Source organism: Candidatus Enterococcus willemsii (genome assembly GCF_009933335.1).
GTDB lineage: Bacteria > Bacillota > Bacilli > Lactobacillales > Enterococcaceae > Enterococcus_F > Enterococcus_F willemsii.
On record NZ_MAEL01000031.1, the window covers coordinates 18,594 to 31,972 of the forward strand.

Sequence of the window (13,379 nt, forward strand, 5' to 3'; positions counted from 1 at the left end):
CGGCTCATCGCATAAAACATACTGTATCATAAAAGGATGGTCTTGGCTAGTTTTTTCTTTCACCCGAAAGACTCTCACTTACATTCATTAAAAATAGATGACATTCACATCCAAAATCACACTCTTTAGGATAAAAATGTTTTTTTATGTCAAATAACTGTATAATAAAACCACATTAGAACGATTGATGTCAATCGTTCTAATATTTCTCATGTAATAGAGAACTATAAAAAATTGATTCGCATTTAGATAGCGCGGTAAATACCCGTTTATATTATAATTTCAGTATGCCTCTAGAATTTATAGTTACCTAGGGAATTAAAAACGAAAGAAGGTGCGATGGTGACGTATACATCACCTACTATTTTATGAAAAAGAAAAACTCATTTAAGAAAAAGATGAATAGATACATAATATAAAAACAAAAAATCATGATTTCACCCTAAATTTAGAAAGGAAGTTGTGCATGTCTATCGCTTTATACCTGGCATCCAATCATAAATTTACAGAACAAATCAATCATTCCCTATTTTCACTGAATGAAATGATTGATTTAGGTTATAGCTATACAGATTTGGAAAAATATTTTCAAAATTGATGGTTTGATTTAGCTGATATCAATCCCTATGAAAAAGTTTTTATTTAGAGGAAAAAATGAATTCACATTTGAAATTATACAAGATACTGATTCTCAAACAATTTCAAAATACACACACAAGAAATATTATTATGAAATAAGGATTACTAACCCCACTAGCTTTTATTCTGACTTGATTAGTTATTTAAATAATTACTCTGTTCCGTACGAAATTTGGCGTATTTGGGAAGGCGATTTTAATTCTGATAATTTAGAGGTATTTGATATATGTAACTTGTCTGAAAAAGATTTGGAGCATCTAATCGAAAGTAATACCTATTCACATCCAAAAGTCGGGAAAATTTGGTGTTAATTACACTAAATAACCGTGCAGGTAATTTTGATAAATTACCTGCACGGTTATTTGTTTACATAGAAAGAATTTTTTCCACTTTGGTATTAATCAAATCAATCGCTACATGATTTTCCCCGCCTTCAGGTACAATCACGTCTGCATAACGCTTAGTAGGTTCAATAAATTGATGATACATCGGTTTGACAACCGTTAAATATTGCTCAATAACTGAGTCTAACGTACGCCCGCGTTCTTCAATATCTCGTTTGATTCGGCGAATGATACGAATATCATCATCCGTATCCACATAAATTTTAATATCCATTAAATCACGTAGACGCTCATCTTCTAAGATTAAAATGCCCTCAAGAATAATCACTTCTCGTGGTTCTTGATGAACTGTTTCTTCACTTCTAGTATGGCGAACATAATCATAGACGGGTTTTTCAATCGCTTCATAATTGAGTAATTGCTGTAAATGGTCAATCATCAAATCTGTATCAAAAGCTAACGGGTGGTCGTAATTGGTTTTCAACCGTTCTTCAAATGCTAAATGGCTTTGATTTTTATAGTAAGAGTCATGTTCTAACATCATAATAGAATGGTCGGGGAAATGATTAAAAATAGCACGGCTTACGCTGGTTTTTCCACTGCCTGATCCCCCAGTAACCCCTATAATAATCGGTCTGTGTGTCGTCATCACTTTATCTCCTTTGGTATTTGTTTCAATTATAGCCGAAATAGCAAAAATTACTATCATAATTTAGTGATTAATTTGCTAAAATCTCATAAATTTCTTCTAACGTTTGAATTTGGAAGGTTGGTTGAATTGTCGGTTGCATATTTTTTTCTGGATGCAACCAAATCGTATCAATCCCTGCATTGATACCACCTTGAATATCCGAAGTTAAAGAATCACCAATAATAACGGTCTCTTGTTTAGTAAATTTAGGAATGCGTGCAAATGCGTAATCAAAAAATTCTGTCTTAGGTTTTTGATGTCCTGCTGTCTCGGAAACAAAAATATCTTTGAAATACGGCAATAAATTTGATTCTGTCAATCGTTGGAATTGCGTTTGGGCTACACCGTTTGTTACCACATACAAGTCTGCTTTTTGGGCTAAGTCTTGAACAATTTCCAAACTATTTCCTAAACGTTTATGTCCTTGATTCAAATAAGAACGGTAACGTCGTTCCATCGCTGGACTATCGACTTCTTTCCCAAAGTGTGCAAATAGCTCACCAAAACGCCCATTCACCACTTCTTCTGAGGTCATATTGCCTTTTTCGTATTCTTTCCAACGTCTTTGATTCAAGACTTTATACGTATGTTCAATTTCAGGTGTTAACTCAATTGCAACTTCTTGAAATAAATGGCGTAGTGCTTGGTTTTCAGCATCTTTAAAATCCAGTAATGTATCATCTACATCAAATAATAATGTATTATATTTCATTTTGATCTCCTTATCTAAAGTATGGTTTTAAGGACAGTAGCTCTGCTTGTGTCAATGCACGATAACTTCCTGTTGACAATGAACCAAGTTGTAAAGGGCCCATTGCTACTCGTTTTAAAAAAATAACTTTTTTCCCCGTTACTAAAAACATTTTCTTCACTTGGTGGAACTTTCCTTCACGAAGTGTTAAACGAACAGTGCTTTCTGTTGGCGTTGACGTTAAAATCTCCAATTTTGCCGGCTGACACTGCTCCCCACCATGAAAGATAATACCTTGCGCAAAAGCTTGCACATCATTAACGGTCACTTCGGCATTAATTTTAGCTTCGTATACCTTATCGACTTTCTTTTTTGGCTGTAATAAATCGTACCCTAATTGGCCGTTACTCGTCAACAATAGCAATCCTTCTGTATCACGATCCAGCCGTCCAACCGCTGCTAAATCTCCTCGCTGATCTTCTGGTGCCAATAAATCAAAAACGGTTGTTAATTTATCCCGATTGGCTGTCACTACACCTTGAGGTTTATTCAAAAGATAGTATGTATCTGTTGTTTTCAATCTTTGCCCATTGACTTCAATTTGATGAATCAAACTATCCACATTTTTATTCTCTTGATAAACAATTTTCCCATCCACTCGAACTTTCCCCATTAAAAAAAGACGTTTCATCTGTTTGCGTGACGTCTTCCATTCTGTTTCAATTAATTTATCTAAACGCATAACATCCCTTTCTTTCTTGGTTATTATAGCGCGTTTTGTCTAATTGATAAATAAATTAAGCTATTTTTGTATGTCAAACAAGGCGCATTAGATAATACTTGATTACCTCATGCACCTCGTTTGATTCATTTTGTAATGTTTTGTAATGTGCTTGGAAATGCCTCTACTAAATAAGTCACTAATTGTTCTAAATTTTGTTCTCTATTTAGTAATGCTTCGATAATTATTGGTAAATTAAATCCTGTTAATACATTTGTATTCGGATTTTTTCGTTGAATAATCATCGCGACATTCGAAGGTGTTCCACCTAGAATATCCGTAAGAATCAGAACACCATTCGATTTTTCAAGCATGTCAAACTGATTTCGAGCTTCTTCAACGATCATTTCTAAATCCATCTGTTCCTCAAGAGAGAATACACCGACATTTTCTTGTTTCCCTACAATCATTTCAGCACTCGCCAATGCTTCTTTAGCAAAATAACCATGACTTCCTAATAAAATTGATACCATCTTTCTCTCCTCACAGCTTTGATTTTTATCTTGGTTTTATATTTACATCTACTAACTCATTTTTCTCTTCTTTTGCAAGTTCCATGATAGTTGGATTCAAAAATGTCTCAACCACAGTCATACTCATTGCTTTTGCAGAGCGCTCTATTGCTTTGTGACTAATTGGTAAGTTGGCAAGTTTCTCGTATTCTGCTGTATGCAAAGACACCCGCGTTTTATTCAAACTAAAATAAGGATTGGTAGTCGGAATAAGTTGACTCACATTACCAAAATCGGTTGAACCGAAATCATCTGGAAAATCAGGTAAAACTGGTTCGCCTAATTCTTCTAACGCTTCTCTACAAATATTTCCTAACACACGGCTGAAAGTTCGTGCTCCGTAACCCTTCTCTTCTTCAATATTTACTTTACACCCCGTAGCAAGAGCGCCCGCTTGAATACAGTTTTTAACTTTTTCAACTAAATGAGGTAATTCATCTTCTTCCATGCAGCGAATGCTGTACTCAATTTTTGAATAATCTGGAATCATGCCTGTTGCCGTACCACCTTCTACTAAAATACCTGATAAGCGTGTATCTGATGTCACTTGTTGACGTAGCATCGCAACAGCATTGAAAAATAGATTAGCTGCATCTAACGCATTTACCCCTTTAAATGGTTGGCTAGCTGCATGCGCAGAATGTCCAAGATATTCAATAGTAAATTTATATGTTGCTGTACAGCGTCCCGCAATTCGCGTTGTTCCAGAAGTCGGATGAACCATTGTCGCAGCATCAATATCTTCGAATGCCCCTCTTTCAATTAATTTAATTTTCCCACCACCGCCTTCTTCTGCGGGTGTACCAATCAACGAGACTTTTCCTGAAATATCAAATATTTCCATTGCAGTTTTTGTCGCTAAAAATGCTCCTACAGCTGATGAAGCAATGATATTGTGTCCACAAGCATGTCCTAATTTGGGTAAGGCATCATACTCCGCTAATATAGCAAAGTGTATCTCTCCATCTCCTTGAGTATGTGTTGCTTTGAACGATGTTTCAAGACCGCAATAATTATTTTCTACTTCGATATTAGAATTGATTAGATAAGTAGTAATTTTTTCAACGGCTAAAAACTCCTCATAACCTAATTCTGGGTGACTATGGATATATTCACTTAGTTCTATCAGCTCTGGTTTTCGTTCCTCTACATTTTTTTCAATTTCTTTTTTTATTTCCTGTAACATTCAAAATTCCCCCAAACTAAAATAGACCTACAAGTGCTCCTACCAATGAGAACAATAAGACTCCCAGTAAAATATGTGTATATTTCACTTTACGATATCGGATTAAATAGTAGATAATAAAGACAGCTGTCACAGGCAACAATCCCGGTAAAATCTGATCAATATATGATTGAATACCTGTTGTTTCTCCGTTCACAACAATTTCCGGCTTTAATGAGAGTTTTACATATTGTGAAGATAAAATTCCCATCATGAACATTCCTAACACACTCGATGCCGTAATAAATTGATTGATTCTTCCATCTTTCAGCACTTGCAAAATACTTTTACGCCCTACTCGATATCCTAAATGCCATAAATAATAACTAATTGAAGTCGTCATCAAACTAACAACCACAAATGGTCCTAAACCTGCAATCCAACTTCCAGCAGAAGCCAGAGGTAAGAATAAACCAATGACAATCGGTCTAATTGTTCCCCAGTCAACCGTATCACCTATTCCTGCTAGCGGACCCATAAAACCTGTTTTTAACCCAGTAATCATTTCATCGGAAATATCTTCGCCTTTAGCTCTTTCCTCTTCCATAGCAATAACAATCCCGTGTATCAAACTTCCCCATATTCCTTCTGTATTAAAGAAAGTCATATGTCGATTCAAGGCATCCTTCAAGTCTGCATCTTCTTTATACAATTTTTTCAAAATAGGTGCTAAACATGCCGCAAAAGCAAGTGTTTGTAGCCGTTCAAAAGAATTAGATAACTCACATGTCCCAATCCAATACATCCACGAACGTCGAATATCTTTTTTGGTCAATAATTTTTTATTTTCTTCCATCGCTATACAGCCCCCACTTCTTCTGAATTCTTTTTAGTAAAGGTAATATGCAAGAATGCTAGGAACATTCCAAACAACGCAAATGCAATGGTGTTCACTTCAGATGCATATTGGAATAAGAAAAAGCCGAATAAGAAATAAGGAATAACATTTCCTTTTCCAATAACAGAAATAGTGATTGCAAACCCTAAAGCTGGCAAAATTCCTCCAGCCACTTGCAGCCCTGTCATAATCCAATCAGGAACAACCTCCATAAACGCATTGACTGCATTCGGTCCTAAATAAATGGCAATTGCTACAGGGATGATATAAATCCCTATTAGTGACAAGGTTGGATATAAAAAATGGGCGCGCATAATACCGGCTGTATTAGCTTTTTCAGCATACGTATCTGCCATGTGAACCCACGCAGCATTGACCGTTCGTCTAATATAGTCCAATAAAACACCTAATAACCCTACAGGCACTGCCAAAGTAACTGCTACTGCTGGTTCTAAATTAGATTGCAATGCAATCGGAACTGCAATAAAAGTTGCTAGAACCTGATCAGTCGGGATATTTCCACCCGGTTGAATCACGCCCATATAAATGGCTTGAATAGCTGCACCTATAATCATTGCTTGAGGAATATCACCTAAAACAATGCCAATTAACATCGCACCAAATAAAGGAATATTCTTTGGCCAAGTATATAAAATACCCATTCGACAAAAACAAAACAATATTCCTAAAATAATCGCTTGAATCACACTCATTGCATTTCCTCCTTAAAATTTATTGGCAATACTCGCTAAACTAACCTCTTTCTCTTCTGGCACAGTTTGTAAAAATATATGTTTTCCTTCATTTTCAAGAGTTTGTAATTGACTATATTCCTCATTCGTCAAGGTAATATTTTTAAATACTACGACGCGTCCCGCAGCACCACCAATTCCCCCAATTTGAATATCGGTAAATGGCAATTCATTTGCCAATCCCTCAAGTAAGGAAGGGATGTTTTTAAATAAGATAATTGATTTTGATAAATCTCTATTTTCCAAAAATTCTTTTGCTTCATTTTGTGATTTAACAATCAATTTAACCCCTGCTGGTGCTGCCATTTCAAAAACTTCAATCATAAATTCATCTTTTGCCAAAGCATCATCGATGATAATGACTTCTTTCGCTCCTACTTGACCAATCCATCTAGTTACCACTTGCCCATGTAATAAACGACTATCCACTCTCACTAAACCAACCTTAACCATATCACTGCCTCCATCTTTCGTTTATTTTTTCCGATTAACAATTAAAGCCTTTTCATTTTATGGTATACTTGATATCTAAAAATGAAATTTTTTCATTTTTTGTTAACCGCTTTCAAATTTATTTTATTATATCAAATTTTTTCGAAAAATAAATAATTAATTCGAAATTTTTTCAAAGGAGACTCACAATGAATGATTTAAAAAGCCTAATTCAACTTAATTATCTCTCGTTTACCAAAAAAGAAAAACTTATCGCTGACTACTTATTAGACCATGCGGATAAAGCTTCACAGATGACTATTTCTGAATTAGCTAGCACTTGTAATGTTGCAGAATCCACTATTTTTTTATTTGCAAAAAAAATAAAACTATCTGGATTTAAAGAATTGACAGTCATGCTTGCTAACAATCACAAAAATCTTTTGCAAGAAGATACGTCTGAGAATGATGACACACAAACAATTATAAAAAAAGTATTTAACTCAAATATCCGTGCACTAGAGAACACATCCAAACTAATTAATTTAGAAGATTTAAATAAAGCAGTTAAGTTATTTAACAACAGTAAAAAAATCGTTTTTTTTGGGTTAGGAGGTTCTACCCCTATCGCCCTAGATGCTTATCATAAATTTTTACGTTCCCCTTTAGATGTTGAATTTAATCTGGAATATCATATGCAGTTATTAAAAGCCGGGAAATTGGATCAACAATCCTGCGCATTTATTGTGTCTCATAGTGGAAAAAATCCTGATATTTTACGTTTAGCAGAGTTATTAAAAAAAAATAATGTGCCAATCATTTCTATCACAAGCTTTGACAACACGCCCTTAGTCGCCTTTTCGGATGTTGCTTTTTTAACACCTACCGAAGAATTGGATTACAAGAATGCAGGAATCTATACACGACGTGTATCACAATTAGTGCTAGTAGATTTGTTATTTACTTTAGTCATTTCTTCAAAAACAGAAGAAACAATTGCTTATCTTGAACAATTTCGCCATGCACTACATTATACAAAGTAAGTTTTTCAAAAAAATCACCCTTTATTCAAAATATTTGACTTCTGTATTAAAACAGCGTAGGGTAGAAGAGTAAAGTAAATTAAATTCTCACTACACACAGCGTTACAACCTGGTGGAGAAAGATTTGATCAACCTTTCTGGGTAGCTGTGTTTGCATGGCTACCCTTTTGCGTGTTCTCAATCACGTACCCCACTGAAAAATGTGCATGAGTAAACAACATTTGCTTAAAAACTACTGTTAAAACAGGAAATTTAGGAGGAATTGAGTTATGTCAGTATCATTGGAAGTAAGTAAGAGAGAAGTTCGCCCACGTTCTATTCGCAACAAATTGCGTCATGAAGGAAAAGTCCCAGCCGTCTTAAACGGATATAAAGTAGAAAGTACGCCAATCGCAGTGGATGCTGCAGATTTTGCCCGTGTTTTACGTGAAGAAGGGCTAAATACCGTTATTACAATGACGATTGATGGTAAAAAAGTCAATACTTTGATTCAACGTTATACATCTGATACATTCACAGGTCATGTGACTCATATTGAATTCTTATCAGTTAATATGAAAGAAGAAACTGAAGTAGAAGCAGAAGTAGCCTTAGTCGGTGAAGCTGCTGGTGTAAAAGCTGGCGGAGTTTTAGCACAAAACCTTTACACCGTTACTGTTTCAGCAACACCAGACAAATTGCCTGAAACGGTTGAAGTTGATGTATCAGCATTAGAAATCGGTGATTCAATTACAGTTGCTGATATTCCAGCAGCCAAAGAATATACAATTGTTACTGATCCAGAAGAACAAATCGCTTCTGTCACAGAACCACGCGTAGAGGAAGAAGAAACTCCTGGAGAAGAAGCACAACCAGAAGTCATTGGTGAAGAAGAATAAAGAAAAAGAGGAAAGCCTAGTGGCTTTCCTCTTATTTTTTATGTGTAGAAAATCCATTGGCAACAACCATTATTGCACCAAAGAGAATGCCTGCAATCGGCCAAATAATCCACGACCTTTCCCAATCATATCGTGTAAAGCTAAGAAAAAGATATAAAGCTGTCGTCAAAAGCCAATAAACCCAAGCGATAATTTCGACTACGTGCGATTTTTGTTTCTTCTCACGACTATAATCACCTTCTTCAAGTAATTGTTGCATAGCAGCCCACTTTGTCCCTACCAAAATAAAACAAAAAGTGCCGATACTAATCATAAAAATCAAACCAACCAACCCTGTCACTTGATAAATTGGTTTATTATAAAGATTACTTGCAAACAATGGAATTGAAGATAGAGTACACAATACTACACCAATGATATTATACCGAACATAAGTAGGACGAAATTGTTCTTTTCTTTGCTTTACCATACTATCAACACCGTACTCTAGTTCGAAAATTTCTTTTTCTAAATAGGCATACTGATTTAACTGTGAATCAATCATTAAAAAGATAGTTACCGCTACCGCCACTTGAACAAGTAACCAAATTAAACCCACAACTCCAGCAGTATTTGTGGTCATAGAAATGACATCATTACTTGCAGCTCCTCCCAACCAGATTAGGGGTATGGGTGATAGTATACATAGAAATGTAGCAAAAGCTACCCAAAAACGAGCTTTTTCCTTCAAACTCAAAAACTTATTGGCTTCCTCTAAGCTCACACGACGAACAATATAAGCTTTTTCTTCATTAGTGCTAGCTTCTTCTATTTCTAAATCATCTTTCAATAAATAATCGGTGGATACATCAAATAATTGTGACAATAGTAAAATTTTATCTAAATCGGGAATAGACTGGGCTTGTTCCCACTTTGAAACAGCTTGACGAGAGACATTCATTTGCATGGCTAACTCTTCTTGTGACCATCCTTGTTTTTTGCGAAGTTGAATTATTTTTTCAGATAAAATCATAACAATCACCTTTCTTTGCGAACTATTTACAAGTTCTTTTTCTATTCTTAGTATCCCTCATTCAGTAGTTGCACACCACCAATTATACTATTCAAATCGTCAACTACGAGTTGCTTTTACTGATATTATACTATTTCTAGGTGATTTTTCTTTTTTTTATACTAATTATTTGGCAAAGCTTCAATTCTTACCTAGGTAATTTACAACTTTCACTAAGTAAAAAAGAAGTAGAACAAATCCTGTCCTACTTCTTTTATCCTTCTATACTAAATCATCAAATTCCTCTACATTAACATCTTTTAAGCTGATAATCCAGGCATTCATTTCATCTTCATCATTTAACACATCGACATTTTGTTCTAATTTTTCATTCACAGAGGAAACCGTTCCTGTTAACGGACTTACGTACTCGTTCACAGCTTTTTCTGCTTCTAGTTCGATTAAGGTATCTCCTTTAGTAAATTCTTGACCTAACTTAGGTACCGAGGCAAATGTGATTGTCCCTAGGTCATCTTGAGCAGCTTTCGTCAAACCAATGACGTATTCTTCACCATTAAATAATACCCATAGATTATCTGTTTTCTTTAAGCATTTTTTCTTCATGATAGAACTCCTTTGTACACGTCTTCTTTAAAACCATTCGTTAAAAAATGACCGTCTTTAACTAGAATAGGACGTTTAATTAGCATACCATCAGTTGCTAATACTTGGCAAGCTTCTTCCAGTGTATACCCATCTATCTTATCTTTCAAGCCTAATTCACGATATTTCATGCCACTAGTATTGAAAAAGCGTCGAAGCGGTAATCCACTTTCTGTTATCCATTTTTCTAGTAGCTTTGCATCTGGTACTTGTTGAATCATATCGATTGTTTCAACGGTTTCACCATGTGATTCTAACCATTTTTTTGCATCTTTACAGGTACTGCATTTAGGGTACCAATATAATGTAACCATTTCTATTTCATCCTCTCAACGTTTTCGGGGCTGTTTCTGCATGATAACGCATAGATAACACCAACCCAATCCCCAACATGTTACTTAGTAATGCCGAACCACCTTGACTAATAAACGGTAATGGAATCCCTGTTAATGGTAGCAAGCCAATGTTTGCTCCAATGTTTTCAAATACATGGAATAAAATCATCATAATAATTCCCGTTGCAATATACGCATAAAATTCATTATTTGTATCAAAACAAATTCGAATCATCCGATAAATTAAAATAAAATACAGCAGAATAACAAAAGTGCTACCAACAAAGCCAAAATTTTCACCGATAACTGAGAAAATCATATCTGACTCACGAACAGGTACGTACACATCACTTACATTGAAGCCTTTCCCAAACATTCCACCTGAACCAATTGCCATAATCGCCTTTGCAATCTGGTTTTGTGGGTCTTCAAATGGATTACGCCATAAGTCAATCCGTTCAAACTGATGCGGCTTCACACCTACTTGGTATAATAATTCTCGGCCAGTATCCGTCAGTGCCACAAAGATAACTAAAGCACCTAGTAAAATAAACACTCCAATTGTTGGCACAACAATCTTCCATGAAATACCCGACATCAAGAAAATACCACCGAAAATAGCCAGAAAGACGAGCATTGTTCCAAAATCTTCTTGTAGTAAAACCAGGACTAAAACGGGAATCGTCACAGCGGCCATTTTAGCAATTAATAAGCCATCAGTTTTTAGTGTCCGTTCACGATTGTTGGCATTGTGTTGAGTCACAACAAGCGCCAACATTAAAATCATCGCAATTTTCATTAACTCGGCTGGTTGAACAGTAAATGAACCGATACTAAACCAGTTTTTAGATCCTGTCGATTCAAAAATCGCATGGTCATAAAATTTTAATAACAGCGTCATCACAATTAAGCCAGCACCATAAATATATGGCGTCAGTCGCCACAACCATTTCGATTGAATACGCATGATAATTGCTACCGCTATCACACCAACAATGTACCAACCACCTTGCTTCAATACACCTTTCAACGGTTCGGCCGCATTTGCTTGGTATAAGGCAACATAAAGTGACAATAATCCGATTAAACATAATAAAAATACAGGGAGTATAACCCCATAGTCGATTCGATTATCATTTTTAAAGACATTTTTATTTTTCATTGGCTCTCTCTTTCCATCAAAAATACTCTTTTCATTATAGAGGTATTCGCTTAGAAATGAAAGCATTCATAGTAGACATTCAAAAAAAATTTAGAAAGAGGCTGAAAAAAATTTATTTTTAAGCCAATTTTGGTAAAAAATGAACCTCATACTCTTTTTATGTCTTAGAAAAAAGTTGCTTAAACATTTGACAAAAACAAAAACCTTAGCACATACAACTTTTGTTGTATGTGCTAAGGTTTCACGATGCCAGCTGCAGGAATCGAACCTGTGACCTACGCGTTACGAGTGCGTTGCTCTACCTACTGAGCTAAGCTGGCAAAAATTCACCACGAAAATTATAGTAAAAAATTTTTTATTTGTAAAGTAAAAACTATAAAAATGATTATTTTCTTAAATTGTGATATACTGGTAGAAGGAAAGGGAGGTTTTTTGAATATGTCATTTGGTAAATTTGAAACAACTATTGTCCCATCAGAATTCGGTACGACATTTACTGTCGATACACCCGTTGCATTTAAGGTAAACGATCATTTAGAAACAGGTATTATTACAAAGCAACTAAAAAATTCCGCCGTTGTCGAACTAGATCATACAGCAGACAATAAGCAATTGATTAACCAAAGCAATGGTGTCGTGATTATTAACTATAAACGAATGAAAAAATTATAATTTCAAACTGTCTCTTGACAGTTTTTTTACAAAAAAGACTTAGAAACACAACTACTCGTGTCTCTAAGTCTTTTGATTATTTTGTTCCAAATAAACGGTCACCAGCATCGCCCAAACCAGGTACGATATAGCCATGTTCATTCAAATGATCATCTAATGCTGCAGTGTAAATGTCAACATCTGGATGTGCATCTTGTAATGCTTTGACCCCTTCAGGAGCGGCAACTAAGCAAACAAATTTAATATTTGATGCACCACGTTTTTTCAATGAATCAATTGCTAAGATAGCTGAACCCCCGGTGGCTAACATTGGATCCACTACTAATAATTGACGGCTATCAATGTCTTCTGGTAATTTTACAAAATATTCGTGTGGTTCTAATGTTTCTTCATCACGGTATAGGCCGACATGACCAACTTTTGCTGCTGGAATTAATTCTAACATACCGTCAACCATCCCAATACCTGCACGTAGAATTGGAATAATAGCAACTTTTTTTCCTGACAACATTTTTTGTGTTGTTTTGGTAATTGGGGTTTCTACAACCACATCTTCTACCGGCATATCACGAGAAATTTCGTATGCCATTAACATCGCAATTTCATCGACAACCTCACGAAATACTTTTGTTCCACAATTCTTGTCACGAATAATCGATACTTTATGTTGGATCAACGGATGATCAATTACTTGAAATTTTCCCATTGTACACTCTCCTTCAGCTTTTTC

Annotated in this window: 17 protein-coding genes and 1 tRNA gene; 4 read left to right on the forward strand and 14 right to left on the reverse strand. The window is 35.3% G+C overall.

All coding sequences use genetic code 11. The annotated features are described in order from the left end of the window. The first annotated feature begins 466 nt into the window (after window positions 1-466). Window positions 467-598 carry a hypothetical protein gene (locus BAU17_RS14280; RefSeq protein ID WP_272927942.1) on the forward strand — a complete coding sequence of 44 codons (132 nt, stop codon included), beginning with the start codon at window positions 467-469 and terminating at the stop codon, window positions 596-598. Window positions 599-1,005: 407 nt separating this feature from the next. On the opposite strand, the gene udk is transcribed toward BAU17_RS14280, so the two are convergent. The 8 genes from udk to BAU17_RS04175 all read right to left on the reverse strand — a co-directional run bounded on the left by udk (window position 1,006) and on the right by BAU17_RS04175 (window position 6,926). Continuing rightward, complete coding sequence (udk, locus tag BAU17_RS04140; RefSeq protein WP_161901560.1) at window positions 1,006-1,632, reverse strand: uridine kinase; 627 nt, start codon at window positions 1,630-1,632, stop codon at window positions 1,006-1,008. A gap of 70 nt (window positions 1,633-1,702) precedes the next feature. Further along, window positions 1,703-2,386, reverse strand: a complete 684-nt coding sequence (locus BAU17_RS04145) for a YjjG family noncanonical pyrimidine nucleotidase (protein ID WP_161901561.1) — start codon at window positions 2,384-2,386, stop codon at window positions 1,703-1,705. A gap of 10 nt (window positions 2,387-2,396) precedes the next feature. Next, window positions 2,397-3,107, reverse strand: coding sequence for a 16S rRNA pseudouridine(516) synthase (locus tag BAU17_RS04150; RefSeq protein WP_161901562.1), 711 nt, complete (start codon window positions 3,105-3,107; stop codon window positions 2,397-2,399). A 125-nt stretch (window positions 3,108-3,232) separates the two neighbouring features. Beyond that, the gene (locus BAU17_RS04155; protein ID WP_161901563.1) at window positions 3,233-3,619 is read right to left on the reverse strand and encodes a PTS sugar transporter subunit IIA; all 387 of its coding nucleotides are present in this window, start codon (window positions 3,617-3,619) and stop codon (window positions 3,233-3,235) included. Between the two features lie 25 nt (window positions 3,620-3,644). Further along, window positions 3,645-4,844, reverse strand: a complete 1,200-nt coding sequence (locus tag BAU17_RS04160; protein ID WP_161901564.1) for a M20 family metallopeptidase — start codon at window positions 4,842-4,844, stop codon at window positions 3,645-3,647. A 16-nt stretch (window positions 4,845-4,860) separates the two neighbouring features. After that, the gene (locus BAU17_RS04165; protein ID WP_161901565.1) at window positions 4,861-5,679 is read right to left on the reverse strand and encodes a PTS system mannose/fructose/sorbose family transporter subunit IID; all 819 of its coding nucleotides are present in this window, start codon (window positions 5,677-5,679) and stop codon (window positions 4,861-4,863) included. A 2-nt stretch (window positions 5,680-5,681) separates the two neighbouring features. Then, complete coding sequence (locus BAU17_RS04170; RefSeq protein ID WP_161901566.1) at window positions 5,682-6,434, reverse strand: PTS mannose/fructose/sorbose/N-acetylgalactosamine transporter subunit IIC; 753 nt, start codon at window positions 6,432-6,434, stop codon at window positions 5,682-5,684. A 12-nt stretch (window positions 6,435-6,446) separates the two neighbouring features. Next, the gene (locus tag BAU17_RS04175; protein WP_161901567.1) at window positions 6,447-6,926 is read right to left on the reverse strand and encodes a PTS sugar transporter subunit IIB; all 480 of its coding nucleotides are present in this window, start codon (window positions 6,924-6,926) and stop codon (window positions 6,447-6,449) included. A 188-nt stretch (window positions 6,927-7,114) separates the two neighbouring features. Here BAU17_RS04175 and BAU17_RS04180 point away from each other — a divergent pair, with 188 nt between their 5' ends. Together BAU17_RS04180 and BAU17_RS04185 are read left to right on the forward strand one after the other, a co-directional pair. Further along, window positions 7,115-7,948 (forward strand): MurR/RpiR family transcriptional regulator, encoded by an 834-nt coding sequence (locus BAU17_RS04180; protein WP_161901568.1) that lies wholly within the window; start codon window positions 7,115-7,117, stop codon window positions 7,946-7,948. A 269-nt stretch (window positions 7,949-8,217) separates the two neighbouring features. Further along, window positions 8,218-8,826, forward strand: a complete 609-nt coding sequence (locus BAU17_RS04185) for a 50S ribosomal protein L25/general stress protein Ctc (protein ID WP_161901569.1) — start codon at window positions 8,218-8,220, stop codon at window positions 8,824-8,826. A 31-nt stretch (window positions 8,827-8,857) separates the two neighbouring features. On the opposite strand, the gene BAU17_RS04190 is transcribed toward BAU17_RS04185, so the two are convergent. From BAU17_RS04190 to BAU17_RS04210, 5 genes are all read right to left on the reverse strand, one after another. Beyond that, window positions 8,858-9,838, reverse strand: coding sequence for a helix-turn-helix domain-containing protein (locus BAU17_RS04190; RefSeq protein WP_161901570.1), 981 nt, complete (start codon window positions 9,836-9,838; stop codon window positions 8,858-8,860). Window positions 9,839-10,099: 261 nt separating this feature from the next. Continuing rightward, entirely contained in the window at window positions 10,100-10,441 is a 342-nt protein-coding gene (locus tag BAU17_RS04195; RefSeq protein WP_161901571.1) for a glycine cleavage system H family protein, read from the reverse strand. Next, the gene (locus BAU17_RS04200) at window positions 10,438-10,794 is read right to left on the reverse strand and encodes an arsenate reductase family protein (RefSeq protein ID WP_161901572.1); all 357 of its coding nucleotides are present in this window, start codon (window positions 10,792-10,794) and stop codon (window positions 10,438-10,440) included. Before BAU17_RS04200 ends, BAU17_RS04195 begins: the two co-directional genes overlap by 4 nt. A gap of 7 nt (window positions 10,795-10,801) precedes the next feature. Beyond that, complete coding sequence (locus tag BAU17_RS04205) at window positions 10,802-11,977, reverse strand: FtsW/RodA/SpoVE family cell cycle protein (RefSeq protein ID WP_161901573.1); 1,176 nt, start codon at window positions 11,975-11,977, stop codon at window positions 10,802-10,804. 247 nt (window positions 11,978-12,224) lie between these two features. After that, window positions 12,225-12,297: transfer RNA gene (locus BAU17_RS04210), tRNA-Thr, on the reverse strand. 118 nt (window positions 12,298-12,415) lie between these two features. Between BAU17_RS04210 and BAU17_RS04215 the strand changes: the two genes are divergently transcribed. After that, window positions 12,416-12,649, forward strand: coding sequence for a hypothetical protein (locus tag BAU17_RS04215; RefSeq protein ID WP_161901574.1), 234 nt, complete (start codon window positions 12,416-12,418; stop codon window positions 12,647-12,649). 76 nt (window positions 12,650-12,725) lie between these two features. On the opposite strand, the gene upp is transcribed toward BAU17_RS04215, so the two are convergent. Further along, on the reverse strand, window positions 12,726-13,355 hold the full coding sequence (upp, locus tag BAU17_RS04220) for a uracil phosphoribosyltransferase (RefSeq protein ID WP_161901575.1): 630 nt from the start codon (window positions 13,353-13,355) through the stop codon (window positions 12,726-12,728). Between the last annotated feature and the right edge of the window lie 24 nt (window positions 13,356-13,379).

Excerpts from the sequence above, each read along its gene's own strand:
- BAU17_RS04170 (WP_161901566.1), bottom strand. The coding sequence starts at position 6,434 with ATGAGTGTGATTCAAGCGATTATTTTAGGAATATTGTTTTGTTTTTGT.
- BAU17_RS04190 (WP_161901570.1), bottom strand. The coding sequence starts at position 9,838 with ATGATTTTATCTGAAAAAATAATTCAACTTCGCAAAAAACAAGGATGG.
- BAU17_RS04155 (WP_161901563.1), bottom strand. The coding sequence starts at position 3,619 with ATGGTATCAATTTTATTAGGAAGTCATGGTTATTTTGCTAAAGAAGCA.
- BAU17_RS04180 (WP_161901568.1), top strand. The coding sequence starts at position 7,115 with ATGAATGATTTAAAAAGCCTAATTCAACTTAATTATCTCTCGTTTACC.
- upp (WP_161901575.1), bottom strand. The coding sequence starts at position 13,355 with ATGGGAAAATTTCAAGTAATTGATCATCCGTTGATCCAACATAAAGTA.
- BAU17_RS04185 (WP_161901569.1), top strand. The coding sequence starts at position 8,218 with ATGTCAGTATCATTGGAAGTAAGTAAGAGAGAAGTTCGCCCACGTTCT.
- BAU17_RS04145 (WP_161901561.1), bottom strand. The coding sequence starts at position 2,386 with ATGAAATATAATACATTATTATTTGATGTAGATGATACATTACTGGAT.
- BAU17_RS04195 (WP_161901571.1), bottom strand. The coding sequence starts at position 10,441 with ATGAAGAAAAAATGCTTAAAGAAAACAGATAATCTATGGGTATTATTT.
- BAU17_RS04215 (WP_161901574.1), top strand. The coding sequence starts at position 12,416 with ATGTCATTTGGTAAATTTGAAACAACTATTGTCCCATCAGAATTCGGT.
- BAU17_RS04150 (WP_161901562.1), bottom strand. The coding sequence starts at position 3,107 with ATGCGTTTAGATAAATTAATTGAAACAGAATGGAAGACGTCACGCAAA.
- udk (WP_161901560.1), bottom strand. The coding sequence starts at position 1,632 with ATGACGACACACAGACCGATTATTATAGGGGTTACTGGGGGATCAGGC.
- BAU17_RS04200 (WP_161901572.1), bottom strand. The coding sequence starts at position 10,794 with ATGGTTACATTATATTGGTACCCTAAATGCAGTACCTGTAAAGATGCA.
- BAU17_RS04175 (WP_161901567.1), bottom strand. The coding sequence starts at position 6,926 with ATGGTTAAGGTTGGTTTAGTGAGAGTGGATAGTCGTTTATTACATGGG.
- BAU17_RS04160 (WP_161901564.1), bottom strand. The coding sequence starts at position 4,844 with ATGTTACAGGAAATAAAAAAAGAAATTGAAAAAAATGTAGAGGAACGA.
- BAU17_RS04165 (WP_161901565.1), bottom strand. The coding sequence starts at position 5,679 with ATGGAAGAAAATAAAAAATTATTGACCAAAAAAGATATTCGACGTTCG.
- BAU17_RS14280 (WP_272927942.1), top strand. The coding sequence starts at position 467 with ATGTCTATCGCTTTATACCTGGCATCCAATCATAAATTTACAGAACAA.
- BAU17_RS04205 (WP_161901573.1), bottom strand. The coding sequence starts at position 11,977 with ATGAAAAATAAAAATGTCTTTAAAAATGATAATCGAATCGACTATGGG.